The sequence below is a fragment of the Rheinheimera lutimaris genome (assembly GCF_013283795.1).
GTDB lineage: Bacteria > Pseudomonadota > Gammaproteobacteria > Enterobacterales > Alteromonadaceae > Alishewanella > Alishewanella lutimaris.
The window spans coordinates 70,294-93,536 of record NZ_JABSOD010000013.1; the positions used below are offsets into that span (position 1 = coordinate 70,294).

Below are 23,243 nucleotides of genomic sequence, written 5' to 3' on the forward strand. Positions count from 1 at the left end.
TTTTACAAAATACAAACTCTTAGCTAAGCTTTTCGCTGAACTCATCTGACATGAGTCCATTTCGCTGCTTATTGCTTGGCCAGAAGTATGTATCAAGCATGTTGTTGGCAGTTATTCGTTAAAATAACAATAAGGAATACTGCATGCGCATCTACTATTCACCCATATCACTAGGTGTACTTAGCGCTCTCAGTCTGATCTCTATCAACGCTGAAGCTCAGGAAACAACTACAGACAAAAGTGTCGAACGTATTGAAGTTACCGGCAGCCGCATTAAACAGACAGAGTTGGAGGGCCGTAGTCCGGTGCAAATTCTGGACCGTGACGCCATCGATCGCTCTGGTTTGTCATCTATTGGTGACATTATCCAGAATATTACAGCTTCGGGTTCAGCACTTAATACAAAGTTTAATTCCAGCGGCAACTTTGGTTTTCCACCGGATGGGGGCGGCGTTGGTGCGGGCGCCACAACGGTAGATTTACGCCATTTGGGTGCAAAACGGGTGTTGGTGCTGGTCGATGGTATTCGCTGGGTGAACGAGAGCTCTGCCTCAGGAGTTGGGGGTGTAGTGGATTTAAACACTATACCGCTGGCGATCGTCGAGCGTATTGAAGTGTTGGAAGATGGTGCTTCATCTATTTATGGTTCGGATGCCATTGCCGGCGTAGTCAACATTATTACCCGCCGCGCCGCGACCGGCGTAACCCTTAGCACCAGCTTTGGCCAATTTAGCAAAAGCGACGGTGATACCAGCACATTTGAACTAAGCTTTGGCGGCGAAAGTGACAAACACAGCTATTTTATGGCAGCCAGCTACAACGAACAAAAGTCTGTTGCGGCTGATACCAGAGCACAGTCCAGCCTGCCAGTACCGGGCACCGGCCTGGCTTTTGGCAGTTCAGCTATTCCAGGTGGCCGCTTTATCATCAATGACCCAAATACTGGCGCCTCATTAGATTTAGTGCCAAACGCCGGCATTACCAGCCCGAATTACGATCCAACCCTCGGCGATAGCTGTGACCGTACCGATGACTTTCACTGCTTTACCACAGCAGACCGTTTTAACTATTCCAGTTATAACCTGTTGCAAACACCGAGCAAAAGAGTGTCACTTTACGCACAGCAACGCTATGAATTTACACCTGATACCAACTGGTACCTACGCGCTTTGTACAACCAGCGCAGCAGCGTGAATCAGGCAGCCGCGGAGCCTATGTTTATCGGCACCTTCTCGCCCAGCAACTACTGGATGGATAATTTGACCATTGCCGCTGACAATCCATACAACCCGTTTGGTTTTGACTTGGTAGCATCAGGTGCCGACCCCATTTTGGAGCTGGCTGGTAAACGCCCGCTTGAGGGCGGAGCCAGACGCTTTGAGCAAGACGTAGACACCTTTTATATTGGCTCGGGTATCGAAGGCCAACTGGAATTAGCCGGTAATCTTTATTACTGGGACGTCAATGCAGCGTATAGCACTAACCGAGCCAAACAAGATAACTTCGGCAGTTATAATGCAAGGCGCGTTGCTACCGCACTGGGGCCTTTAGCAAGCTGTCAGGCTGATCCTGCTTGTGTGCCGTTAAATATCTTTGGCGTTGGCAGTATCACGCCCGATATGCTCGGCTATATTCAACCGATTGTTCGCGATACCAGCGAAAACAAACTAAGCTTGTACTCTGCCAACTTCACCGGTGACTTGATTGAACTGCCAGCCGGCGCACTAAGCTTTGCTTCAGGTTGGGAATATCGGAAATACACCGGTGAATACAACCCGGACGGTCTTACCGTAGCGGGTGAATACAATGGTGTAGTGTCTTTACCCACTTCAGGTTCACTCAATGTTAATGAATTATTTGTCGAGTTTAATGTCCCCTTGCTGGCAGATCTGCCACTGGCAAAACAACTGGATTTAAGCCTGGCAAGCCGTTACTCCGATTATTCAACATTTGGCAGTGAGACCACCAGCAAAGTAAGTTTTCGCTGGTTAATGCAGGATGAGCTGTTGTTCCGCGGCAGTTGGTCTGAAGGCTTCCGGGCACCAAACATCGGCGAGCTGTTTGGTTCTGCCAGTGGCTTTGACGCCGTTTTATCGGACCCATGCTCTGAGCCAACAGCTGCGCTGGCAGCAAATTGCGCAAGCTTAGGCGTGCCGGTAAACTATCAGCAACCTAACCCGCAAATCAGTGTTGTCACTGGCGGTAATCGCGATCTGGCCCCGGAAACTTCGACCAGCTACAATCTTGGTATGGTGTTCAGTCCGGAGTTTGCTGCTGCAACGGCTTGGTCGGAGCGGTTGGACATCGGTGTCAGTTGGTATCAGCATGAACTTGAAGGTGCAATTCAGGCTTTGGATGCACAGACGCAACTGAATTTGTGTGTGCAAACGCTGTCGGACACATTTTGTAATGGCATTGGGCGCAACCAGTTAGGTGCGATAGATCAGTTTAATAACGTCCTGACTAACATTGGCAGTATTAACACTTCTGGCCTGGACTTCGATATCGGCTGGTTATTGCCACAAACCAGCTTTGGTCAATTTGATGTAAAACTGCGCGCGACCCTGGTTGAAGATTACAAAGTCCTGGATGCCAATGGTCAGCTGCAACCAAAAACAGTCGGCATTGAAGCCAACGATTCAGCAATTCCGGAGTGGAGCGGTAATTTGGCATTAAACTGGAAGCTTAATGCCTGGCAAGCCGGTTGGACAATGCGCTATACCAGTGATCTGGAAGAAAGCTGTGGCGATGCAGCAAGCTTTGCCATTTGCCGCAATAACCCTAAAGTAGGACAAAATCGCCTTGGTAGCACCACTTACCATGATGCCCAATTAAGCTGGCGCACTGACGCGGTATTGTCAGGCATGCAGCTAAGTTTCGGTATCAATAACCTATTTGGAAAAGAGCCACCGGTTTGTCTATCCTGCTCCTTAAATGGCTATGACCCGTCAACCTATGATATGCCGGGTAGCAGATACTGGTATCTGCGCGCCACCTTTAGCTTGTAAGCAAAAAGCCCCGCGGCGCGGGGCTTTTTCTTAACAGGAGGGGACACTTAGTTTTGCGCGTATTGCCGTTCCAGATTACCGGCTTTTAATTTCAGGCTGGCAAGATTGCTGCGTTCGGCCTGAATTTTCTCGTCGTATTGCTGTTCCATCCGGTCAATCTTTTGCTGCAATGTCGCAAGTTCTTCTGCTTTAGGGAAGCTGCGACGCAACTTGTACAAATCTGATTTAAGTACATCCAGCTGTTGTTGTTTTTCCTGTTCCAGCTTGCTGATCTGAAACTCAACAAAACGCCCCTGGCGTTTAAGTGCATCTACTTGCTGTTTAAATTCGCTGCGGGTGCCAATCATCGCCGTACCGAGTGGTCGCATATCTACCTGCTCTGCTTCAGCAGCACAGGGAAACTGGCTAAACTCAACTACGCCGTTTTGCTCACACTTATACACCGCAGCTTGTGCGGAAAATGCACCTAAAAACAACAAGTAACAATATTTCATTATTTTGCACCCCACATATGAGCAATAAATGTACAGAAAGCTTGCCAAATACGCAAGCTGGCTTAGCAATTTATTTCTCTGTTCAGCCTGATGTCAGTGTAGCAGTTTTATCAGGCTGACAACTGTGTCCGGCAAATTTAAGCCAATAGCGCTTTTTTCATAAAATTTGGCCAGGCAGAAGCGGCTTTATGCACATCGACATTGTAATACTCTGTGCTAAATGGCGCACCGGCGGCATCCGCTTCACGAAAGCCGTTAAACGCGGCGCCTTTTCGTGCCAAAGTACAAGTCCACCAACCGGACGGATACACCATTTGCGGGAACAGTAGCGTTTGCAGGGCATCAAAGCCAGCGTCCAGCATGGCACCGCGCATGTCCTTCAACAATGGCATATGAATAAGCGGTGATTCGCTTTGTTGCACTAAAATACCGCCATGGCGCAGTGCTTTGCGACAGCTGTCATAAAAAGCACGGTTAAATAAACCTTCGCCCGGGCCAATAGGATCGGTAGAATCAACAATGATAACGTCAACAGACTCCGGCGCGGCCTCGCGCATAAACTTAATACCGTCGTCAAACTTCAAGGTAGCGCGCGGGTCATTGTTAGACGAACACAACTCCGGAAAGTATTTTTCCGCCATCCGCGTAACCTGCTCGTCAATATCAATTTGCGTTACGCTTTCTACACCGGGATGTTTTAACACCTCGCGCAGAGTACCGCAGTCGCCGCCACCAATAATCACTACATTCTTCGGGTTCGCGTGAGTAAACAGCACCGGATGGCTCAGCATTTCGTGGTACAAAAAGTTGTCGCGGCTGCTCAGCATAATAACGCCGTCAATCACCATCAGATTACCGAAGTGGGTGGTTTCAAACATTTCTATCTTCTGAAATGGCGACTGCACTTCATCCAGTTTTTTAGTGATAGCCAAACCAAAGGCGCTGCCGCTGGGAGCGAAAATTTCAGTGAACCAAGTGTTGTCGCCAGACATAGTATTACCCTCAAAACAAATTAGCCGCATATTTTGCCCTCTTGCGCCGCCAAGGACAAATATTTCGACGGTTTTTGCTGCAGCTTTACTGCATTGGCTTTAAACTATGCACATCTTAATTTTAAAGGAACGACAATGGCCGACTGGGGTACTGAAAAAGCACGCTCTATCTATAACGTAGCAGTTTGGAGTGAGGGATATTTTGATGTTAATACTGACGGTGATCTGGTTGCTTATCCGGACCAGGACCACAGTAAACAAGGCATCCGCTTTCCTGAGCTTACGGCACGTTTTAAAGAGGAGGGCTTAACCCTGCCTGTGCTGGTACGCTTTACTGATATTCTGCAGCACCGCGTTGATACGCTGATCAAATCGTTCCAGCGAGCCAAAGCAGAAAAAGACTATCAGGGCCAGTACACTGCGGTTTATCCGATTAAAGTAAACCAGCAGTTTTCGGTGGTAAAACGTCTGATCAGCCACGATAGCGGCAAAGTAGGCCTGGAAGCCGGCAGTAAGCCGGAGCTGATGGCGATTTTGGGTGTAACCGATCAGCCACTGCAAATTGTCTGTAACGGCTACAAAGACAGCGAGTTTTTGCGCCTGGCGACTATTGGCCAGATGATGGGCCATACAGTGTATGTGGTCGTCGAGAAGCTGTCTGAACTGAAAACGCTGTTACGCGAAATCGACAACTTAGGTGCTGCACCGCGGATTGGTATCCGCATTCGCTTAAACTCTGTCGGCAAAGGTAAATGGCAGAACACCGGCGGTGAGAAAGGCAAGTTTGGCTTAACCGCTACTCAGGTATTGCAGGCCATTGATATTTTGCGCGATGCCGGCAAACTGGATTTACTGCAGTTGGTACATTTTCATATCGGCTCGCAAATTGCCAATATCCGCGATATTCACAATGCTATTCGTGAGTGTGCCCGCCACTATGCCGAGTTACGCACCTTAGGCGTGCCCATTACTACTGTTGATGTCGGCGGCGGCCTGGGTGTGGATTATGAAGGTTCGAAATCCCGTTCGGCCTGCTCGATGAACTACACCATGTACGAGTATGCCCGTAATGTGGTTAATGGTTTAAAAGAGGTGTGCGACGAGTACGACTTACCGCACCCGAACATTATTACCGAGTCCGGCCGCGCCATGACAGCACACCACGCGGTGCTGGTAACCGATGCGATTGATATTGAGCGCGCACCCGGTCTGGTTAATCTGCCGGAACCCGGCGAAGACTCACCAACGGTTATTCATGGCTTATGGGAAGCGTATCAAAACGTGACACCCCGCACTGCCATTGAAGCCTACCACGATGCCGTGCACTATTTTACTGATGCTCATGCCCAATATGTGCATGGCTTGCTGACATTAAAAGACTGGTCATTACTGGAGCAAATTTACTTTGCCACCATCAACCGGGTAAAAGCCAATCTGGATATGACAGCGCGCTCACACCGTGCCATTCATGATGAATTGAACGAGAAGTTGGCCGATAAACTATTTGTTAATTTTTCCTTGTTCCAATCAATGCCGGATGCCTGGGGTATTGACCAGCTATTCCCGGTGATGCCACTGGAGCGCATGAATGAGCCACTGAACCATCGCGCGATTATTCAGGATATTACCTGTGATTCTGATGGTCAGTTAAAAAGCTATGCCGATGGCAATGGTATTGAATCCAGCTTACCACTGCCGCTGTACAAAGAAGACGAACAATACCTGCTGGGTATGTTTATGGTGGGCGCCTATCAGGAAATTTTAGGTGACTTGCACAACCTGTTTGGCGATACCGACTCGGTGCATGTTGAACTAACCGAAGACGGTAGCTACAAACTCACCAATATTATTAAAGGTGACACGGTAGCGGACGTGCTGCGCTATGTGCAGTTTGACGCGAAAAAACTGATTGCATCCTACACCAGACAGTTAGCTAAGCTGGAGATGACTGACAGCAACAAGGACGACATGCTGGATGAACTGAAAGCCGGCGTTTATGGTTACACCTATTTTGAAGATTAAGGTAAACTGGTAGCTGATCGGATGTGTTAACAGCAGGCTCGCCTGCTGTTATTATTTTTGCCGGCATCTAACAACACCGGTAACAGATATCAGGTACTACTTATGTTGCATTTTCTACCGCGCCCGTTTATCGGTGCAATCTCACTGCTGCTATACATCGTTAATACGCTGTTCTGGTTTGTGCCGATAATGCTGTTAGCTATTTTGAAGCTGCCACCTGTTACGCGCTGGCAAAGCTGGATGACTTATTTACTGGATGCCTGTGCTGTGTCCTGGATCAGCGTTAATAACTTTACTGCCCGCTTATTTACCCGCATCCGCTGGCATGTCGCAGGGTTAGAAAAACTATCACGCAAAGACTGGTATCTGGTGCTGGCTAATCATCAATCCTGGGCAGATATTCTGGTGCTGCAAAAGGTGTTTAACCGCCAAATTCCGTTTATTAAGTTTTTCCTGAAAAAAGAGCTGTTGTACGTACCGATAATCGGCCTGTGCTGGTGGGCGCTGGATTTTCCTTTTATGAAGCGTTACAGCAAAGCCTTCTTACAACGCAACCCGCATTTGCAAGGCAAAGACATCGAAACCACCCGTAAAGCCTGCCGTAAATTCCGTTTTAAACCGGCTGCTATCATGAATTTTGTTGAAGGCACCCGCCTTACACCGGCGAAGCACGCTATGCAGCAATCGCCATATCAAAACCTGCTGAAGCCCAAAGCCGGTGGTGCCGCTTTTGTACTGGGCGCCATGGGCGAACAACTGCATAAAATTCTGGATGTTACTATTCACTACCCCCAGGGCATTCCCAGTTTTTGGGATTATATCTCCGGTAAAGTTCGTGATATAACAGTACAAATTAACGTGTTGCCGATCACGCCGGAACTGGTGGGCGACTACAACGATGTACACTACCGCGAACGGTTCCAACAATGGATAAACCAGTTGTGGCAGCAGAAAGATCAGCAACTGACCGCGCTGAAAAACGGAGTTAAACCGTAATGTTAAGTTTTTTACCGGGCTGGCTGCTATTGCCATTCAGCTTTAGTTTGTTTGCATTAAATTTGGCACTGTGGGGTCTGTTAGTAACCCCGCTGGGGCTACTGAAACTACTGCTACCGTTTCGCGGCGCCCACCGCATGCTGGCCTTTGCCGGTAAAGGCTGTTATCGCGGCTGGACCAGCGTCAACACCGCGCTGATTAATCTGTTTAACCAGGCCGACTGGCAAATCAGCGGCGCACAAACGCTGGACAAAGCCAGCTGGTACCTGTTGATTTCGAACCATAAAAGCTGGTTGGACATTCCGGTTGTCAGCACAGTAGCGCACAGCCGCATCCCCGAGCCAAAATTTTTCTTAAAAGACGAGCTGAAATGGCTGCCATTTTTAGGCACCGGCTGCTGGGCGTTGGATATGCCGTTTATGAAACGCTACAGCGCAGCACAGCTGGCAAAAAAGCCGGAACTAAAAGGCCAAGACATAGAAACAACACGTGCGTCGTGCCAGAAATTTAAAACAGTACCTACCACTATCATCAATTTTGTTGAGGGCACCCGCTTTACTGAAAGCAAAAAGGCCGACAAATGCAGCCCGTTTCAATACTTGTTGCCGCCCAAAGCCGGCGGCATTGCCTTTACCCTTGCCAGTATGGGCGAGCAGTTTAACGCCATTTTAGACTTTACCCTGTTGTATCCGGACAACCCGAATCACGTCGCATTAGACATGTTAATGGGCAGGTTAAAACGCATAGTGGTGCAGGTTGAAGTGCTGCCGGTAGATCAGCAGGTAGTTGGCGATTACTTTAATGATGCACAGTTTCGTGAACGCTTTCAGTTATGGTTGAACCAACGCTGGCTGCAAAAAGACCAGTTGATGCAACACTATCATCAAACTGACAATCTCAACCGCAGTGCGGAGCAATTGCCATGCTGACAGACGCCCTCACACACTTAGCCGATGCGCTGCAATTGCCGCCCCCCTGGCATCCGGCATTTCTGCTGGGCTGTAATATGTTAATAGCAATATTGATAGTGACAGTATGTTTTTTGCTCAGCCGCGCCTGGATGAAACCAGGCCTGGCGCAACTGCTCGATAAGCTGGATGGCCGGCTAACTGATGAAACTGCGCGCGAACGGCGTAAACTGGCCAGCCATCTGGCGCACCTGCTGCCGGCGCTGGTGCTGCAAGCCATTTCCCCCTTACTATTTAATCAGTCAGAACATTTAACCGCTATACTTGGCGTTGCCGTTTGGCTGTATCTGTATGTGTTTATCGGCCTGGCGTTGGCGGCCGCTATTACATTGGTGGCAAAAAGCTATGCCCATCTGGTGCCTAACCCGACCATTCCGTATCAGGGCATTTCACAGTTGCTGAAGCTACTGACTTTTATTGTGTTCAGTATTCTGATTGTCAGTACAGCGCTGGATAAATCCCCCACCTTGTTGTTAAGTGGCCTTGGCGCGTTAACTGCCGTACTGTTATTGGTGTTTAAAGACGCCATTCTCGGCTTTGTTGCCAGTATTCAGATCGCGGTAAATAATATGGTGAATGTCGGCGACTGGATCGAAATGCCCAAATATGGCGCTGACGGTGACGTAGTTGAAATTGCCCTGACCACTGTAAAAGTGCGCAACTGGGACAATACTATTACCACTATCCCAACTTATGCATTAATTTCTGACTCGTTTAAAAACTGGCGTGGTATGCAGCAATCCGGTGGCCGGCGGATTAAACGGGCAATCAATATTGATATTGGTACTATCCGTTTTATAAAAGCAGACGAACTGGAACAACTACAAAAAAGGCAACGCCTGCAAACCTTCTTCCAGCAGCAGGACGTGCTTGATTTGCTGGCAAGTGAGGACGTTACCAACATTGCGCTATTTCGATTTTACGTACAATGGCTGCTACGCCACCACGAAAAAATTAACCAACAGATGACTCTGATGGTGCGCCAACTACAACCGACCGAGGTAGGCTTGCCGGTGGAGATATACTGTTTTAGTGCAGATAAAAATTGGCTGAATTACGAAGCCATTCAGGCGGATATCTTTGACAAGCTGTTTGCCATTCTGCCGGTATTTGATTTGGCCGCGTTTCAGCGTATCAGTTCTCGTCAGGAATTACCGGCCAAACACTAAAGTGGTTTTAACGCCCGTAACAACAAGTTGCGTGGCGTTATCTTATAATCGCACAAGGTGTGGATACCCACCTGATAACCGTGCTGCTGTAAATATAACGCCTTATCCAATGCTAACCATAATTCCAACGGCCGGCGGAACAAATGCCGCACCAGTTCGATACGCTGCACCAGCAGTGCACGTTGCTCCGCTAACTGCAGATAGTGGGCAAAGTCTGGCTGCACCGGCAAAGTAAGCTCGTGTTGTGCTGCCGCCCAATGGGCAAAATCAGCAAAGTCGCCGCTAAACCAGTGCTTGGCTACCGAGGCCAGCGGCCGGTAATGCCGTTGTGCACTGAGCTCAGCGCGCAGTTCATCATAAGCCAGGCGCCATAACACCTCTGTATTGCGCAGCTTCTCGATGCGCTCACCGGCGGTAACCTGGCCCTGCACCACCAATTTTAAATCGTCTTTGGTTAATAACAGGTCGTGCGCTGCCCCCGGGGCTGATAGCGGTTGATAGCGCGACTGCGGGATCAGATGATAACAACAGGGCACCAGTTGTAATTGCCGGCAACCGGCCTGCACTGCTTGCTGCAACATAGTAATATGCAACTGGCCACAAGCGTGCAACGCCACTATATGTTGCTCTGCTTGCAATATAGCGCTTAGCGGCGCGGCCAAAACATCGGCACAGACAAACTGCTGCGCTACGTTATATTTTTTGGCCAATTCAGCACCGTCGTCGCATAATTTTTGCTGCCATTCTACACTGGTCACCGGCACAGCAAAGCGGTGTGCCAGAATGCGACCGAGATGGCCTTTACCGGCACACCATTCCAGCACCGGTAAGCCGCTGCCAGGCCACTGCCGGCACAAGGCATCAATTTGCTGCAATTTACGCCCGCCAATACCGTTTTCCAACCAAAACGGTAATGCTGCTACCGCCTTGCTATCCGGCAGTGTTGCAACATCCGGTAACGTAAATAACTCAGGGAAAAAGGCGGAGAAGTACTGCTGTTGCAGTGTGCTGCTAAGCTCAAGCTGTTTTATCTGCTGCTCATCCAACGCCAACAGGCATTGCTGCAGCGCCTCGTTCGGCCAGGGCAAGCTGGCGCAACTAAAGGGCAACAGTTGCCAGTACTGCCGATAGTGCTGCAGCACCGTGCTAAGTTGCTCAAACTGCTGCTGTAACATGGTACTCACAAATATCTGTCCGCCGTTTTGCCACTCTTGCGCTTGTGCTTTATAGTAAGGCTGTCGCTTAATTTAAGGCCGCTATGATAATTCAACGCGTCAGCAGTACCAGCAATTTTATTACCTGGCTTGGTAGCGCTTTGCTATTGGCTCTGTTTAGCTGGTTAGCCTGGCGTGGTTACCAACTTAATCCGTCTGCCGATGTGCTGCAACGATGGGCCCTGGCCTTTCTGGTCAGCGAGTTGCTGTTGCTGCTCCTGTTATCGGATATGCAGAGAATAACCCGTAGACTAATGCGCGAATTGCAACAAAAGCAAAATGCCACCTTTAGCGAAGAGCGTAAAGCATCAGAGTTACTGGCAAAAATAGCCAGCCAACTGCCGGGCATGGTATTCCAATTCAAACTGACACCGGATGGTACTGCCTGCTTTCCGTATTGTAGTGAAGGTATTCGTGATATCTATCATCTGACACCGGAGCAGGTAAAGTACAATGCAGAACCGGTGTTTGCCCTGATCCACCCCGACGATTTACCACTGGTACAGGACAGTATCCGCTTGTCTGCTCAGCAACTGACACTGTGGAAGTTGGATTACCGTGTGCGCTATAGCGACGGCGAAATTATCTGGGTAACCGGCCGCTCGGTGCCGGAATTGCAAGATGATGGCAGCGTACTGTGGCATGGTTTTATTAACGATATTACTGAGCGTAAGAAAATTGAACGCTTAAAACACGAATTTGTGTCAACGGTTAGCCATGAACTGCGCACGCCGCTAACCGCTATCAGCGGTGCCATAGGTTTGTTGCATGGCGAAGTGTTCGGTGCGCTACCCGCGCAAGCGGCACAGATGACCGCTGTGGCTCAGGCCAATGTGCTGAAGCTGCAGCTACTGATTAATGACCTGCTGGATATGGATAAGCTGATTGCCGGCAAAATGCAATTTGATATTCAGCCACAACCCTTGCTGCCGGTGATTGAAAAGTCTCTACGTGACAATCAAAGCTACGCGCAACAATATCAGGTGAGCTATCAGCTGCAAGTTGACGACACGGAGTTGTGGGTTAGCATCGACAGCTTACGGCTGCAACAAGTCATGGCAAACCTGCTGTCCAATGCCGCCAAGTTCTCACCACCCGGTGCAACAGTTACTGTTGATGTGCAGCACCTGGGCCGGCACGCTGTAGTGCGGGTTATTGATCAGGGCCCGGGTATCAGCGAAGAATTTAAACCTTATATTTTTGACAAATTTTCCCAGGCCGACAGCTCAGATATTAAAAGCAAAAGCGGTACCGGATTAGGGCTGGCTATCAGCAAACAATTGATGACCCGCATGCAGGGCGAAATCGGTTTTCACTCAGAGCCGGGCAAAGGCGCTGAGTTCTATTTATTGCTGCCTCTGCTAAGCACTGCAGATGACACGGAGCCAACGCCATGATTGAATTACAACGCATTATGCATGTAGAAGACGACCCATCCATTCAACAGGTAGCAAAAATCGCCCTGGAAGCCGTTGGCGGTTTTACCGTACACACCTGCAGCAGTGGCAAACAAGCGTTGGCTGATTACCCGGATTTTGCGCCACAGCTTATTTTACTTGATGTCATGATGCCGGGTATGGACGGCCCTACTACCTTGCAACATCTGCAGCAGCAATACGACCTGACAGCAGTACCGGCGGTGTTTATGACGGCCAAAGTGCAAAGTAACGAAGTCGCCTCATACAAAGCATTGGGCGCAGTCGATGTCGTGGTAAAACCCTTTGATCCGATGACGCTGTCAGACCAAATCCGCCGGATCTGGTCTGATTTTCAACAGTAAAAGGTCGGTATTAATACAGCAAACTGTATAATTTGCGTCGGTACAGGCTGGCGACACTGTCGCCTTTGGGTAACGCAGCCAGAATATCCAGGTACAGCTTTTTGCTGCTGCCGAAGTTTAAATCCTGCTGCAGTACCGTTAACAGCAAAGCCAACGCTTCTTCGCTGCGCTGTACTGCCTGATATTGCACTGCTAACTGCTCCTTTAATTCATGATTATCCGGCGTTGCCGCCAGTGCCGCTTCCAGTGCCTGAATTTCCGGTGTATCTGCCGCTTCTTTTGCCAGCTGTAACTTGGCCACTACCGCTTTATACAGCGCATCCTGCTCTGCCAGCTTTATTTCGCCAAGCAAGGCTTCAGCCTGAGGTAGCTGGCCTAAACTCACCGCGGCATCAGCCAGCCACAGCTTAATCTCTGTGCGCTGTGGCGCTAATGCCAGCGCATCTTTTAACAGCGGGTAGGCGCCGGCGTAGTCCTGGCTGCCAAGTAATTGTTCGGCCTGCGCCAGCAAGTCATCTTCCGGCTTGGGTAAGTATGGTGCCAGCTTGTCACGAATTGCCTGCTCGGTTTCCACTCCGGCAAAACCATCTACCGGCCGGCCTTGTTTAATCAGCATCACTGTCGGCAACGACTGTACACCAAACTGCATGGCTAAATCCGACTCTTTATCGCAATCTACCCGCGCCAACATCAATTGCTGCGGATACTGCTGCACTATGCGTTCCAGCAACGGGCTGAGTTGTTTACAGCCTTCACTGCGCGCTGACCAGAACTGAAACAGCACCAGTTTTTGCATAGAGGCATCAAGCACCTCACGGGCGTTATTCAATGACACATCAACGATAGTTTGTTGCATAAAACGCTAAATCCTGTACCGGAGAATTAAAATTCAGTTAGCTGTTACTATGTGGGCTCGGCTATAGCTTTGCAAGCCTTGTACTTGCTGACAAATGCAGCAAAATCAAGCTAAAAAGCATCGACATCCGGCCGTCTATCACGTAAATTAACTCTGCGCACCAAAAAATGACTGCACAGCAGCGAATAACTATAGCGCCATAGTTTAAGTTTAACAGCCTTGCCTGTTTTACCAGTCCACGTAGCAAACAAAAAGCAGCAACAACGCTGTTTATAACATAATTCACCCGCGACTTTGCCCGCAAAGCCGTGGCGTGTAACCGTTGCCACAGTAAACTATGAGATACAAAAAATGACCAGCCAGACCCAGCCAGACGATAAGTCAGCCGAGCACAACCGCAGCACAGAAATGTTGTCCGGTGCCGCCATGGTAATTCGCGCCCTTGCCGATGAAGGTGTCGAATACCTGTACGGTTATCCGGGCGGTGCGGTGTTGCACATTTACGACGCCCTGTTCCAGCAAAATAAAGTTAAGCATGTGCTGGTGCGCCACGAACAGGCCGCTACCCATATGGCCGACGCCTATGCCCGCGCCAGCGGCAAAGCCGGCGTGGTGCTGGTAACATCAGGCCCGGGCGCCACCAACGCCGTCACCGGTATTGCCACTGCCTATATGGATTCCATTCCAATGGTGGTGCTTACCGGCCAGGTCATGAGCCACTTAATTGGCGGCGATGCCTTCCAGGAAACCGATATGCTGGGCATCTCGCGGCCCATTTGTAAGCACAATATGTCGGTGCGCCGCCCGGAAGATATTCCGTATTTAATTAAAAAGGCCTTTCATATCGCCCAAACCGGCCGGCCGGGCCCGGTGGTGCTGGATATTCCGAAAGATATGACCATGCCGAATCAGAAATTCCCCTATCACTACCCGGCGGATATTAACCTGCGCTCGTATCAGCCAAAACAGCACGGCCACAGCGGCCAGATCAAAAAGGCTGTTACCGCGTTGCTGAGCGCGAAGAAGCCGATTTTATATGCCGGTGGCGGGGTCATTATGGGCGGCGCAGCCAATGAGCTGACCGAACTGGCGCAGCTGTTAAATCTGCCGGTAACCAATACGCTAATGGGGCTGGGCGCGTATCCTGCCGGCGATAAGCAGTTTATTGGCATGTTGGGCATGCACGGCAGTTATGAGGCAAACCAAACCATGCACCACGCCGATGTTATTCTGGCAGTGGGTGCACGGTTTGACGACCGCGTAACCAACAACACCAAGAAATTCTGCCCTGACGCGACCATTATTCATATTGATATCGACCCGGCCAGTATCAGTAAAACCGTCAACGCCCATATTCCGATTGTTGGCCTGGTAAAACCGGTACTGACAGATATGTTGGCGCTGTTAAAGCAGAAAAAGAAAAAGTTGGACACCGCTGCACTAGCACAATGGTGGCAGCAAATAGACCAGTGGCGCGCCGTGCACGGCGGCCGCTACGATACCGCAGCGCCATTATTGAAACCGCAATATGTTATTGAGCAGGTTAGCAAAATCACCAAAGGCGAAGCCTATGTCTGCAGTGATGTTGGCCAACATCAGATGTTTGCTGCGCAATATTATCCGTTTAATAAGCCGAACCGCTGGATCAACTCCGGCGGCCTTGGCACCATGGGTTTTGGCTTGCCGGCGGCAATGGGCGTTAAGCTTAATTACCCTGATGCCGACGTAGTGTGTGTTACCGGCGAAGGCTCTATTCAGATGAATATTCAGGAGCTGTCTACCTGTAAGCAGTATGGTTTGGGCGTGAAGATCATCAACCTGAATAACGGTTATTTAGGCATGGTAAAGCAGTGGCAGGACATGAACTATGAGTCGCGCTACGCCAGCTCATACATGGACTCGCTACCTGACTTTGTCAAACTGGCCGAAGCCTACGGCCATGTTGGCATCCGCGTAACTACACCGGAAGAGCTGCAACCGGCATTAGAGCGCGCTTTTGCGCTAAAAGATCAGCTGGTGTTTTTAGACATTCATATCGACCCGAAAGAGCACGTTTACCCGATGCAGGTACCCGGTGGCGCCATGAACGACATGTTTTTAAGCAAGACAGAGAGGACTTAACATGCGGCATATTATTTCTGTATTGCTGGAAAACGAATCCGGCGCCTTAGCGCGTTTGGTGGGCTTATTCGCCCAGCGTGGCTATAACATAGATTCACTTAATGTGGCGCCCACGGACGACCCGACACTGTCACGGTTAACCCTGGTTACCCAGGGTAATGATCAGGTTATCGAGCAAATCAGCAAGCAGCTGCATAAGCTGATTGAAGTGGTTAAGGTATCTGATATCAGCGAAGCGGCGCATATCGAGCGTGAACTGATGCTGGTTAAAGTTAAAGCTGCCGGCAACCAGCGCGAAGAAGTAAAACGCTGTGCTGATATTTTCCGCGGCCAGATTATCGACGTTACGCCGGCTACCTATACCATTCAGTTGGTGGGTACCAGTGATAAACTGGATGCCTTTATTCAGGCGCTTGGCACGACGCCGATACTGGAAGTGGTGCGCAGCGGCGCTTCGGGTATTGCCCGCGGTGAAAAAACCCTGGCGTTGTAAAACCACACCTTTAGTAGTTATAAACCGGGCTGCAATACTCCCCCCGGCTCGCCACAGCAACTCGCGCACTCATGCGCTCAGACACTCTGTGACGACCGGGTCGGGTTTCCAGCCCTGTTATTTGGTCAAACAAAACCGATAAACCAAGCCAGAAACAGCAGTGCAAAACCAATAAGGTACGTCAGCCCCAGCCAGCTTAACAGCTTTAGCGGTGTGCTTAGCACTATGGCGCCGTCGCCACGCATCAGGCTGTAGTTTAGCCAAGCGAATACCGGTGTGGTTAAAAATGCTAATGTCATAGCAAAAGTGAGCATCGGCGCCAGTGCGGCTTTAAAAAATATGATGAGTGCCATACCGCAGCCGGCTTGTGCCAGCAGCCAGTAATTCAGTGCAGCTTTGTGTTTTATCCAGCCCAGTTGTTCAAACGAGGCATGCAAGGTGCGGGCATAACCATCCAGCACGGTAATGGTGGTGCCAAACATACATAAAAAGGCAATGAGCGCCACCAACGGCCGTGCCCAATCGCCGATAGTGGCGGCATACATTTGCATCAGTTGCTGGGCAAAGGCAGTGCCGGCCAGCGCTATCGGTTGTTCACTGCCATATTGCACCAGTGCGCCTAACGATAAAAACACCAACGCCAGTGCTGCTGTCAACCAGTAGCCAAGGTTAAAGTCAAACATACCCTGGGCGCGGGTAATATGGGTATGGCGCTGCTTGGCTTTTAGCCACAACGAGCTGATAGCTGATATTTCAATCGGTGCCGGCATCCAACCCATTAGCGCCACTAAAAAACCCAGACCGGCCAGGGTCCAGGGCGACGGGCCAACATAACCAGCCGGCGCCTGAGCACCATTTTGCCAGGCAATCACCGCAGCAATTACCGTGGTAATAGTCAGCACTACCATAATCAGCTTAGCGACATTATCCAGCGCGCGGTAATGGCCCAGCAGTAAAATGGCTAAACAAGCCGCTAAAATCAGCCAGCATAATAAGCTAACGGATAACTGGCCCGGCAGCGCATACTGCAGCAAGCTGGCGGTGAGTAACAATACCCCGGCGGTATTGACCACCGCAGCAATAATATTCAGCACAATAAAGCTGTAGAAATAACCCCGGCCCTTGCGCTGATAACCGGCTAACAGGCTTTCTTTGCGTGTCAGGGTGTATTCGACACCAAAGCGGAAAAACGGGTATTTCAGCACATTAACCAGCAAAATAAGCCAGGCCAGCTGCCAGCCAAACAAGGCGCCGGCTTGAGTCGACGCTACCAGATGCGAGCCGCCGATGGCCGCTGTTGCCATTAAAACCCCCGGCCCCAGCGCTTGTATCCGGCCACGCCAGCCACTGATTTGTTGTTGCATAGTTATTGTTCTGTCTGATTTTTTGTTGCGCTCCAGCTTAGCTAAAGCGACCGCTAAATACTATCTGTCAGACGCTTTTTTGCCGCACCAATTGGCAACGCCGGTTAATTCTTCCATACTGGCACCACATCACGTAAAGCTGAGGCATTTATGAGCGACGACCTGCTCGACCAGGCCATGTTATTTGAAGTAATAGAAAACCAACTGGCTGACAATTACCCGAAACAAGTTACCGAAACCCTGCTGCGGCTGCGCATGACCGGACACAGCCGTGAAGACGCCATAGAACTGATAGCCTGTGCGCTGGCGCCGGAGATGGTTGATGTAATTGAACATCAGCAAAGCTTTAATTTAGACCGTTATGCCGCTCATCTTGCGATGTTACCGCAAACGCCCTGGCTGGAAGATGACATATGACAGCGCCGCTGATCCAACATCAGGCAGAGCAACAGCGCTTTGTGCTGCAACTGGATGGTGCAGAAGCCGTGCTGGATTACAGCCTGAGCGGCAACTGCATTAATTTTCACCATACCTTTGTGCCACCGGCGTTTCGCGGCAAAGGCCTGGCAGAAAAACTGGTACGCCACGGTTTGGCGTGGGCCAAAAGCCAGCAGTATCAACTAAGCGCCAGTTGTTGGTACGTACAAAAGTTTTTACGCTAACAACATCTACAAACCATTAACCTTGCGCTATAGTACGCCGCAGTATCAGCGGCAACAGGAGTAAGGTGTTGCAAACCAGTCAGTTATTAATTCAGTTAATGTTGTATGTGTTTCTGCCACTGTGGGGCATTGCCGGTTTCGTTGACTGGTGCTGTCACCGCGCCACCAAAATTGAACATACTTCAGGCTTAAAAGAATCGCTTATTCATTCGTTAATGGGCCTGCAAATGGCGCTACCGATTTTGCTCTGCCTGCTGTTTAAGGTAAATGTGCTGATAATGCTGATTTGCATTGCCGCCTGGCTGGCGCACGAAGCCGTAGCGCATTACGACGTACATTACGCCGCACCCAAGCGCCATATCAGCTTGTGGGAAATGCATGCACATAATTATTTAGCTACCTTGCCACTTTATATGTTGCTGCTGATAGTGGTGATTAACTATCCGGTGTTTATTAAACTCATCAGCTTTAACTGGCAGGGCGAATTTTATTTCCAGCGCATGCCGTACGCCCATGGCGGCGATGCTTACCTGCCGTACTATCTGAGCTTTATGGCGGTGGTGTGCGTGCTGCCTTATATGGAAGAAAACCTGCGCTGTTTAAGGACGGCACTGCAGCAGCGCAAGGTGAGCGCATGAGTGTGTATATCAACAGCACAGGCCACTTTTTACCCGGCCCACCCGTTAGCAATGACGAAATGGAACCGCTGCTGGGTTTAGTGCATGGCAAAGCCAGCCGGTTAAAGCGGCGCATTTTGCAATCTAACGGCATTCAAACCCGGCATTACGCTATTGATGCTGAGCATAACACCACTATTTCTAATGCCGGTATGGCAGCTAAAGCAGCGGAGCACTGCTTAACAGGCAGCTTTTTAGGCAAACGGCAGATAAAAATGCTTAGCGCCGCTACCAGCCAGGGCGATATAGTGCTGCCGGGCTTTGGCTCTATGCTGCAGGCTGAGCTGGGGTTAAGTGATATAGAGTTGCACAGCAGCCACGGTATTTGCTCCGGCAGTATGATGGCGCTAAAAGCCGCCTTTACCAACCTTAAAGCCGGCGAGCAACCCAATGCACTGGTAGTGGCCAGCGAGCTTACTTCGCGCTTATTTAAAGCCAGCCGTTATGAAGCCGCCGGCAGCACGCTGGATTTTAACGCCGAGTTTCTGCGCTGGATGTTATCTGACGGCGCCGGTGCGCTGCTGTTGGAAAACCAGCCGCGTGGCCAGTGTTTCCGCATTGACTGGATCCGCAGTTTCTCTCATGCCGATGCCTACCCGGTATGCATGAGCGTGGGTTACCCAACCGACAGCGATCACAGCAAAAGCTGGCAGGATTACGCCACCTATGCCCAGGCCGAAGCGGCCGGTGCACTGCTGATCCGCCAGGATGTGCGCCTGTTGGAAAATATCGTCAAGCTGGGCGTCGATGGTTATCTGCGCTTAATCGCTGAAGGCCGCATTCAACCGGACAATATTGACCATGTATTGTGCCATTATTCATCGCATTATTTTCGCGGCAAAATCTTCGATATGCTGCAGCGCGCCGGGGTTGGCATAGCCGAACATAAGTGGTATTCCAACCTGTACAGCCGTGGCAATACCGGTTGCGCCTCAATTTTTATTATGCTGGACGAGTTTCGCCGCACGCAACACTATCAAACCGGCGATACCATTATTTGTATGGTGCCGGAAAGCGGCCGCTTTAATAATGCCTATATGCAACTGACCGTAGTAGAGGCCTGAATGACAGAACACGTATTAAGCCCGCAGGGCCAGCAATGTTTACAAGCCTTAATGCGGGTGTGGTTTGAATTTGAGCGCCAGCTGGGCCGTGTGCCGCTGTTGCAACGGCTGGAGCGCGGCCAGTTTAGCAAAGCCGACTATTGCCAACTGCTGCTGAATTGGCGCCAGCAGGTAATAGAGGGCTCGCGCTGGATCAGCCGCTGCGCCTCAAGCTTTGAGCGCGATTACAGCGATGTGCGCTCAACTATTATCGGCCACGCCCGCGAAGAGCACCGCGACTATGAAATGTTAGAGCGCGATTATGTTGCCGCCGGTGGCAACTTAAGCGACATTCAAAACGCGCCGCGCAATATCGGCACCGAAGCGCTGCATGGCTTTTTAATGTACCGCGCCGGCCAACCCAATCCTGTCGATTTAATCGGCGCCATGTGGATTATTGAAGGCCTGGGCCAGAAAATGGCCAACGATTGGGCCACACAAATCGACAAGGTTACCGGCGGCGATGGCGGCTACACCCGCTTTATGCGCTACCACGGTGCCAATGACGATAACCATATGCAAAAGCTGTATCAGTTGATAGACCGTTTATGTCAACACCCGGCGCAACTGACTGCCATAGTGCGCACCGCCCGCGTTACCGCACGGCTGTACTGCCTGCAACTGGAAGAGGTTGAGCATGACTATTAAAACAGGTAACGGCCCAAGCGCCTACTTAAAGGCCATTGCTAACGATAACTCGCTGCCAATCGAACAAGCGGCGCTGGATCTATGGTTAAAAGATTTACAAAACCCGCTGCGCTGGGGCGTGCGGCCGCTGTTACAGTTTATCTTTGCCATTTTGCTGCATCTTACCTGGCTGTTTAAGCGCCTGCCGTTGCCGCAATTCAGTGCGCATAACAGCCTGCAAAAACTGATTTGCTGGTTTTGCACCCATTTTGTTAGCAAAGAGGCCAATTTACTGATTTTGCGCCACTATGCTACCGAATCTAATGTACTGAACTTTTTGGCCGCCAATAGCCCAAACAGCGGTTTTAAACCGGTGCAGCTTTACCCTAAATGCATTGCCGATATGCAACACGCCAGCTTTGTTGAGCATGATCAAGAACTGTTTCGCTTATTTGCGGAGCTGGGCAGCTGGCATCACCCGAAGCAGCCGTTAACGCCACAGCAACTTAACTGGCAGCACTGGCAAAGTGTTGATATGGCACAGTTTGAATTTACTGAAAAACGTACGCAATGGCTCGATTTTGAAAGCGCGCATGCCTTGTTTATGTGTTTATTTTGCTTATTGCTTACCCGCGAAGAATACCGCGATGCCATTAACGGCTTTAACCTTGATCAGTCCATCGCCATTCGCATTGGCGACCTGATGGGCGATAACAGCCTGCGTGAAATGGCTTATAACAAGTTTCCGCATTATTTAGTCGGGCCATGGAATTTAGGCCAGCGTTTTCTAATGCATGGCTTTTTTACCGAACACTTGTATGCCTACCTGCAGCAGCGTTATAGCACAGAGAAAACTGAAGTATGAAACAGGTTGCACTGGTAACAATACATGGTATGGGCGAAACTGAACCCGACTACGCGGCAACGTTATTCCAGGCAGTGCAACATGGTTTGGTGCAGCCTGCGCAGCTGTATTGCGGAACAGTGTATTATCAGGATTTACTGCAATATAACGAACAGCGGGTATGGCAAGCCACGGGGTTCAGGCTGCGCTGGAGTAAGCTGCGACGCTTTATGTTATTCGGTTTTGCCGACGCTGCCGCGCTGGAACACCGTAAAGAGCAGCCGCACAGTTTGTATCATTACAGTCAGCTTAAAATTGCCCGCGCCTTGTATTTGGCCAAACAGCGACTGACCACAGATGGCAAACTGGTATTACTCGCACACTCGCTGGGTTGCCATGTACTGTCATGCTATTTATGGGACGCACAGCAAGCTAAAGCCGGCGTTAAACCTGCCGCCGGTATCTGGCGGGATATTAAACGTTATCAGGCGGGTATCAGCGGCGATACACCATTAACTGATGAGGATATTGCGTTTTTACGCGGCGATCGGTTAGCGGCGTTGCTTACGACCGGTTGCAATATCCCCATTTTTGTTGCCGCCCACGCCATGGAGCAAATTGTGCCGTTTAACAAACCAAACAACGCTTTTATCTGGCAAAACTATTACGATAAAGACGATGTGTTGGGCTGGCCCTTAGCTGATTTATCCCCCGGCTATGGCCAATTGGTGACCGATATCGAAGTAAACGCCGGCGGCGGCTTTTTCGGCTGGCTCGCCGCCAGTTGGAACCCGTTGTCGCATAACCAGTATTGGCAGGATAAAAAAGTCGTTACGGCGCTCAATACGCAGCTGGCAGCCTTACTGCCAGCTGCGACCGAGCTTACACCTTAACCTTATAACCGCTGGAATAATGAATAATTGGAGTCAGATCCTGAGGTATCCCCACGAATTTAGCCTTTATTAGCTCCGCCCCCTTTTTCTCAGCCTCTTAACATTCATCACCTAAAGTCGGATGGCATTTTATCGTTACGTCTTCATAGCTCTGACTGATGTTGCCGTATATTTTCAAGGTACTGAACATTTCCACAACATTTTCGCCCAACTCCCGCATGATTGCCTCGGGATCAATAATAAACTCAGGGTCATCGGTTTTTTTGTTCTGATCGTAGGCTTCTTTTTCAAGATAGAGCTTATCCAATATGGAACTTCTGATACTGACATTAAATTGATTAATCACGCCATCAATTACCAGCGGGCAAATTATGTAATTGCTATGTACCGATATTCCTTGACCACCGTAACGCGGATTGTGGATGTTCGGACCAATATGTTCACTGACCCAGAAATTTTTGCAACGTATTCCACGAATATCTATGACTTTACCTCCGGGGTTGCTTTTCTTTTGTTCAGCTAAAACCTCAGGCGTATAAAAATCCAGACTGTCTCGTAAAAATTTCTCATAATCACCTGTCTTTAACACAGGAATAACACTACTCAAAAACTTAGGATGCTCATTGTTGGTTATAAATCCAAATCTTAACGCATATCCAACATAAGAATTATCAGGCCTACCATTTATGTTTATGAATCCATGCTGCACTGTATCAGGTGCAACATGATACCACGCTCCACTTTCAGGCACCCTCAGTGAAAATAATGCTTTCCCTTCATTCTCTACCACATAAGTTTTATCTGGAGACATCAGCGGATGACCCGATCCGGCACACCCATACAGCATCATAGTAATAAAAATTATTATCCGCATTTTCATTTTCTGTTCTCTTTGATTAGGGCTTAAATAATTAGGGTCAGATCCTGAGGTATCCCCACAAAATTGTTAGCTAAAACAAA

Annotated in this window: 22 protein-coding genes; 16 read left to right on the forward strand and 6 right to left on the reverse strand. The window is 49.8% G+C overall.

Features of this window, described 5'->3' with window-relative positions:
- Positions 1-143: 143 nt before the first annotated feature.
- Positions 144-3,008, forward strand: a complete 2,865-nt coding sequence (locus tag HRH59_RS19480) for a TonB-dependent receptor domain-containing protein (protein WP_173501758.1) — start codon at positions 144-146, stop codon at positions 3,006-3,008.
- A 47-nt stretch (positions 3,009-3,055) separates the two neighbouring features.
- Here the strand turns inward: HRH59_RS19480 and HRH59_RS13295 are convergent, their stop codons facing one another.
- Positions 3,056-3,502, reverse strand: coding sequence for a DUF4124 domain-containing protein (locus tag HRH59_RS13295; protein ID WP_178089566.1), 447 nt, complete (start codon positions 3,500-3,502; stop codon positions 3,056-3,058).
- Positions 3,503-3,639: 137 nt separating this feature from the next.
- A complete protein-coding gene (gene speE / locus HRH59_RS13300) occupies positions 3,640-4,494 on the reverse strand; it encodes a polyamine aminopropyltransferase (protein ID WP_173501759.1) in 855 nt (284 codons plus the stop codon).
- Between the two features lie 135 nt (positions 4,495-4,629).
- On the opposite strand from speE, the gene speA reads away from it, so the two are divergent.
- The 4 genes from speA to HRH59_RS13320 all read left to right on the forward strand — a co-directional run bounded on the left by speA (position 4,630) and on the right by HRH59_RS13320 (position 9,649).
- A complete protein-coding gene (gene speA, locus HRH59_RS13305) occupies positions 4,630-6,516 on the forward strand; it encodes a biosynthetic arginine decarboxylase (protein WP_173501760.1) in 1,887 nt (628 codons plus the stop codon).
- A 102-nt stretch (positions 6,517-6,618) separates the two neighbouring features.
- Positions 6,619-7,512, forward strand: a complete 894-nt coding sequence (locus tag HRH59_RS13310; RefSeq protein WP_173501761.1) for an acyltransferase — start codon at positions 6,619-6,621, stop codon at positions 7,510-7,512.
- Positions 7,512-8,441 carry an acyltransferase gene (locus HRH59_RS13315; protein ID WP_173501762.1) on the forward strand — a complete coding sequence of 310 codons (930 nt, stop codon included), beginning with the start codon at positions 7,512-7,514 and terminating at the stop codon, positions 8,439-8,441. Before HRH59_RS13310 ends, HRH59_RS13315 begins: the two co-directional genes overlap by 1 nt.
- On the forward strand, positions 8,435-9,649 hold the full coding sequence (locus tag HRH59_RS13320; RefSeq protein WP_173501763.1) for a mechanosensitive ion channel family protein: 1,215 nt from the start codon (positions 8,435-8,437) through the stop codon (positions 9,647-9,649). The genes HRH59_RS13315 and HRH59_RS13320 overlap by 7 nt, the downstream gene beginning before the upstream one ends.
- Here the strand turns inward: HRH59_RS13320 and HRH59_RS13325 are convergent.
- Positions 9,646-10,824, reverse strand: a complete 1,179-nt coding sequence (locus HRH59_RS13325; protein WP_173501784.1) for a methyltransferase — start codon at positions 10,822-10,824, stop codon at positions 9,646-9,648. The two genes, HRH59_RS13320 and HRH59_RS13325, sit on opposite strands and share 4 nt — an antisense overlap.
- Before the next feature lie 83 nt (positions 10,825-10,907).
- On the opposite strand from HRH59_RS13325, the gene HRH59_RS13330 reads away from it, so the two are divergent.
- Both HRH59_RS13330 and HRH59_RS13335 read left to right on the forward strand, forming a co-directional pair.
- Entirely contained in the window at positions 10,908-12,260 is a 1,353-nt protein-coding gene (locus HRH59_RS13330; RefSeq protein ID WP_173501764.1) for a sensor histidine kinase, read from the forward strand.
- Positions 12,257-12,643, forward strand: coding sequence for a response regulator (locus tag HRH59_RS13335; protein ID WP_173501765.1), 387 nt, complete (start codon positions 12,257-12,259; stop codon positions 12,641-12,643). Before HRH59_RS13330 ends, HRH59_RS13335 begins: the two co-directional genes overlap by 4 nt.
- 10 nt (positions 12,644-12,653) lie before the next feature.
- On the opposite strand, the gene HRH59_RS13340 is transcribed toward HRH59_RS13335, so the two are convergent.
- Complete coding sequence (locus HRH59_RS13340) at positions 12,654-13,499, reverse strand: tetratricopeptide repeat protein (RefSeq protein ID WP_173501766.1); 846 nt, start codon at positions 13,497-13,499, stop codon at positions 12,654-12,656.
- Positions 13,500-13,850: 351 nt separating this feature from the next.
- Between HRH59_RS13340 and HRH59_RS13345 the strand changes: the two genes are divergently transcribed.
- Positions 13,851-15,620, forward strand: a complete 1,770-nt coding sequence (locus HRH59_RS13345; RefSeq protein ID WP_173501767.1) for an acetolactate synthase 3 large subunit — start codon at positions 13,851-13,853, stop codon at positions 15,618-15,620.
- Position 15,621: 1 nt separating this feature from the next.
- Positions 15,622-16,113, forward strand: coding sequence for an acetolactate synthase small subunit (gene ilvN / locus HRH59_RS13350; RefSeq protein ID WP_173501768.1), 492 nt, complete (start codon positions 15,622-15,624; stop codon positions 16,111-16,113).
- Between the two features lie 125 nt (positions 16,114-16,238).
- Here ilvN and HRH59_RS13355 read toward each other — a convergent pair whose 3' ends face one another.
- A complete protein-coding gene (locus tag HRH59_RS13355; protein ID WP_173501769.1) occupies positions 16,239-17,477 on the reverse strand; it encodes an NRAMP family divalent metal transporter in 1,239 nt (412 codons plus the stop codon).
- A 150-nt stretch (positions 17,478-17,627) separates the two neighbouring features.
- Between HRH59_RS13355 and HRH59_RS13360 the strand changes: the two genes are divergently transcribed.
- The 7 genes from HRH59_RS13360 to HRH59_RS13390 all read left to right on the forward strand — a co-directional run bounded on the left by HRH59_RS13360 (position 17,628) and on the right by HRH59_RS13390 (position 22,283).
- Positions 17,628-17,894, forward strand: coding sequence for a hypothetical protein (locus tag HRH59_RS13360; protein ID WP_173501770.1), 267 nt, complete (start codon positions 17,628-17,630; stop codon positions 17,892-17,894).
- Positions 17,891-18,139: a GNAT family N-acetyltransferase gene (locus tag HRH59_RS13365; RefSeq protein WP_173501771.1), complete on the forward strand. Its 249-nt coding sequence runs from the start codon at positions 17,891-17,893 to the stop codon at positions 18,137-18,139. Before HRH59_RS13360 ends, HRH59_RS13365 begins: the two co-directional genes overlap by 4 nt.
- 65 nt (positions 18,140-18,204) lie before the next feature.
- Entirely contained in the window at positions 18,205-18,777 is a 573-nt protein-coding gene (locus tag HRH59_RS13370) for a diguanylate cyclase (protein WP_173501772.1), read from the forward strand.
- Complete coding sequence (locus HRH59_RS13375) at positions 18,774-19,880, forward strand: beta-ketoacyl-ACP synthase III (protein ID WP_173501773.1); 1,107 nt, start codon at positions 18,774-18,776, stop codon at positions 19,878-19,880. Before HRH59_RS13370 ends, HRH59_RS13375 begins: the two co-directional genes overlap by 4 nt.
- Positions 19,881-20,567, forward strand: a complete 687-nt coding sequence (locus HRH59_RS13380; RefSeq protein ID WP_173501774.1) for a hypothetical protein — start codon at positions 19,881-19,883, stop codon at positions 20,565-20,567.
- Complete coding sequence (locus HRH59_RS13385; RefSeq protein WP_173501775.1) at positions 20,557-21,411, forward strand: DUF6999 family protein; 855 nt, start codon at positions 20,557-20,559, stop codon at positions 21,409-21,411. The genes HRH59_RS13380 and HRH59_RS13385 overlap by 11 nt, the downstream gene beginning before the upstream one ends.
- A complete protein-coding gene (locus HRH59_RS13390; protein ID WP_173501776.1) occupies positions 21,408-22,283 on the forward strand; it encodes a hypothetical protein in 876 nt (291 codons plus the stop codon). The genes HRH59_RS13385 and HRH59_RS13390 overlap by 4 nt, the downstream gene beginning before the upstream one ends.
- A 97-nt stretch (positions 22,284-22,380) precedes the next feature.
- On the opposite strand, the gene HRH59_RS13395 is transcribed toward HRH59_RS13390, so the two are convergent.
- Entirely contained in the window at positions 22,381-23,094 is a 714-nt protein-coding gene (locus HRH59_RS13395; RefSeq protein ID WP_173501777.1) for a hypothetical protein, read from the reverse strand.
- Between the last annotated feature and the right edge of the window lie 149 nt (positions 23,095-23,243).

Bases quoted from the DNA above. Each gene is read 5' to 3' on its own strand.
- HRH59_RS19480 (WP_173501758.1), top strand. From the start codon at position 144: ATGCGCATCTACTATTCACCCATATCACTAGGTGTACTTAGCGCTCTC.
- HRH59_RS13295 (WP_178089566.1), bottom strand. From the start codon at position 3,502: ATGAAATATTGTTACTTGTTGTTTTTAGGTGCATTTTCCGCACAAGCT.
- speE (WP_173501759.1), bottom strand. From the start codon at position 4,494: ATGTCTGGCGACAACACTTGGTTCACTGAAATTTTCGCTCCCAGCGGC.
- speA (WP_173501760.1), top strand. From the start codon at position 4,630: ATGGCCGACTGGGGTACTGAAAAAGCACGCTCTATCTATAACGTAGCA.
- HRH59_RS13310 (WP_173501761.1), top strand. From the start codon at position 6,619: ATGTTGCATTTTCTACCGCGCCCGTTTATCGGTGCAATCTCACTGCTG.
- HRH59_RS13315 (WP_173501762.1), top strand. From the start codon at position 7,512: ATGTTAAGTTTTTTACCGGGCTGGCTGCTATTGCCATTCAGCTTTAGT.
- HRH59_RS13320 (WP_173501763.1), top strand. From the start codon at position 8,435: ATGCTGACAGACGCCCTCACACACTTAGCCGATGCGCTGCAATTGCCG.
- HRH59_RS13325 (WP_173501784.1), bottom strand. From the start codon at position 10,824: ATGTTACAGCAGCAGTTTGAGCAACTTAGCACGGTGCTGCAGCACTAT.
- HRH59_RS13330 (WP_173501764.1), top strand. From the start codon at position 10,908: ATGATAATTCAACGCGTCAGCAGTACCAGCAATTTTATTACCTGGCTT.
- HRH59_RS13335 (WP_173501765.1), top strand. From the start codon at position 12,257: ATGATTGAATTACAACGCATTATGCATGTAGAAGACGACCCATCCATT.
- HRH59_RS13340 (WP_173501766.1), bottom strand. From the start codon at position 13,499: ATGCAACAAACTATCGTTGATGTGTCATTGAATAACGCCCGTGAGGTG.
- HRH59_RS13345 (WP_173501767.1), top strand. From the start codon at position 13,851: ATGACCAGCCAGACCCAGCCAGACGATAAGTCAGCCGAGCACAACCGC.
- ilvN (WP_173501768.1), top strand. From the start codon at position 15,622: ATGCGGCATATTATTTCTGTATTGCTGGAAAACGAATCCGGCGCCTTA.
- HRH59_RS13355 (WP_173501769.1), bottom strand. From the start codon at position 17,477: ATGCAACAACAAATCAGTGGCTGGCGTGGCCGGATACAAGCGCTGGGG.
- HRH59_RS13360 (WP_173501770.1), top strand. From the start codon at position 17,628: ATGAGCGACGACCTGCTCGACCAGGCCATGTTATTTGAAGTAATAGAA.
- HRH59_RS13365 (WP_173501771.1), top strand. From the start codon at position 17,891: ATGACAGCGCCGCTGATCCAACATCAGGCAGAGCAACAGCGCTTTGTG.
- HRH59_RS13375 (WP_173501773.1), top strand. From the start codon at position 18,774: ATGAGTGTGTATATCAACAGCACAGGCCACTTTTTACCCGGCCCACCC.
- HRH59_RS13380 (WP_173501774.1), top strand. From the start codon at position 19,881: ATGACAGAACACGTATTAAGCCCGCAGGGCCAGCAATGTTTACAAGCC.
- HRH59_RS13385 (WP_173501775.1), top strand. From the start codon at position 20,557: ATGACTATTAAAACAGGTAACGGCCCAAGCGCCTACTTAAAGGCCATT.
- HRH59_RS13390 (WP_173501776.1), top strand. From the start codon at position 21,408: ATGAAACAGGTTGCACTGGTAACAATACATGGTATGGGCGAAACTGAA.
- HRH59_RS13395 (WP_173501777.1), bottom strand. From the start codon at position 23,094: ATGTCTCCAGATAAAACTTATGTGGTAGAGAATGAAGGGAAAGCATTA.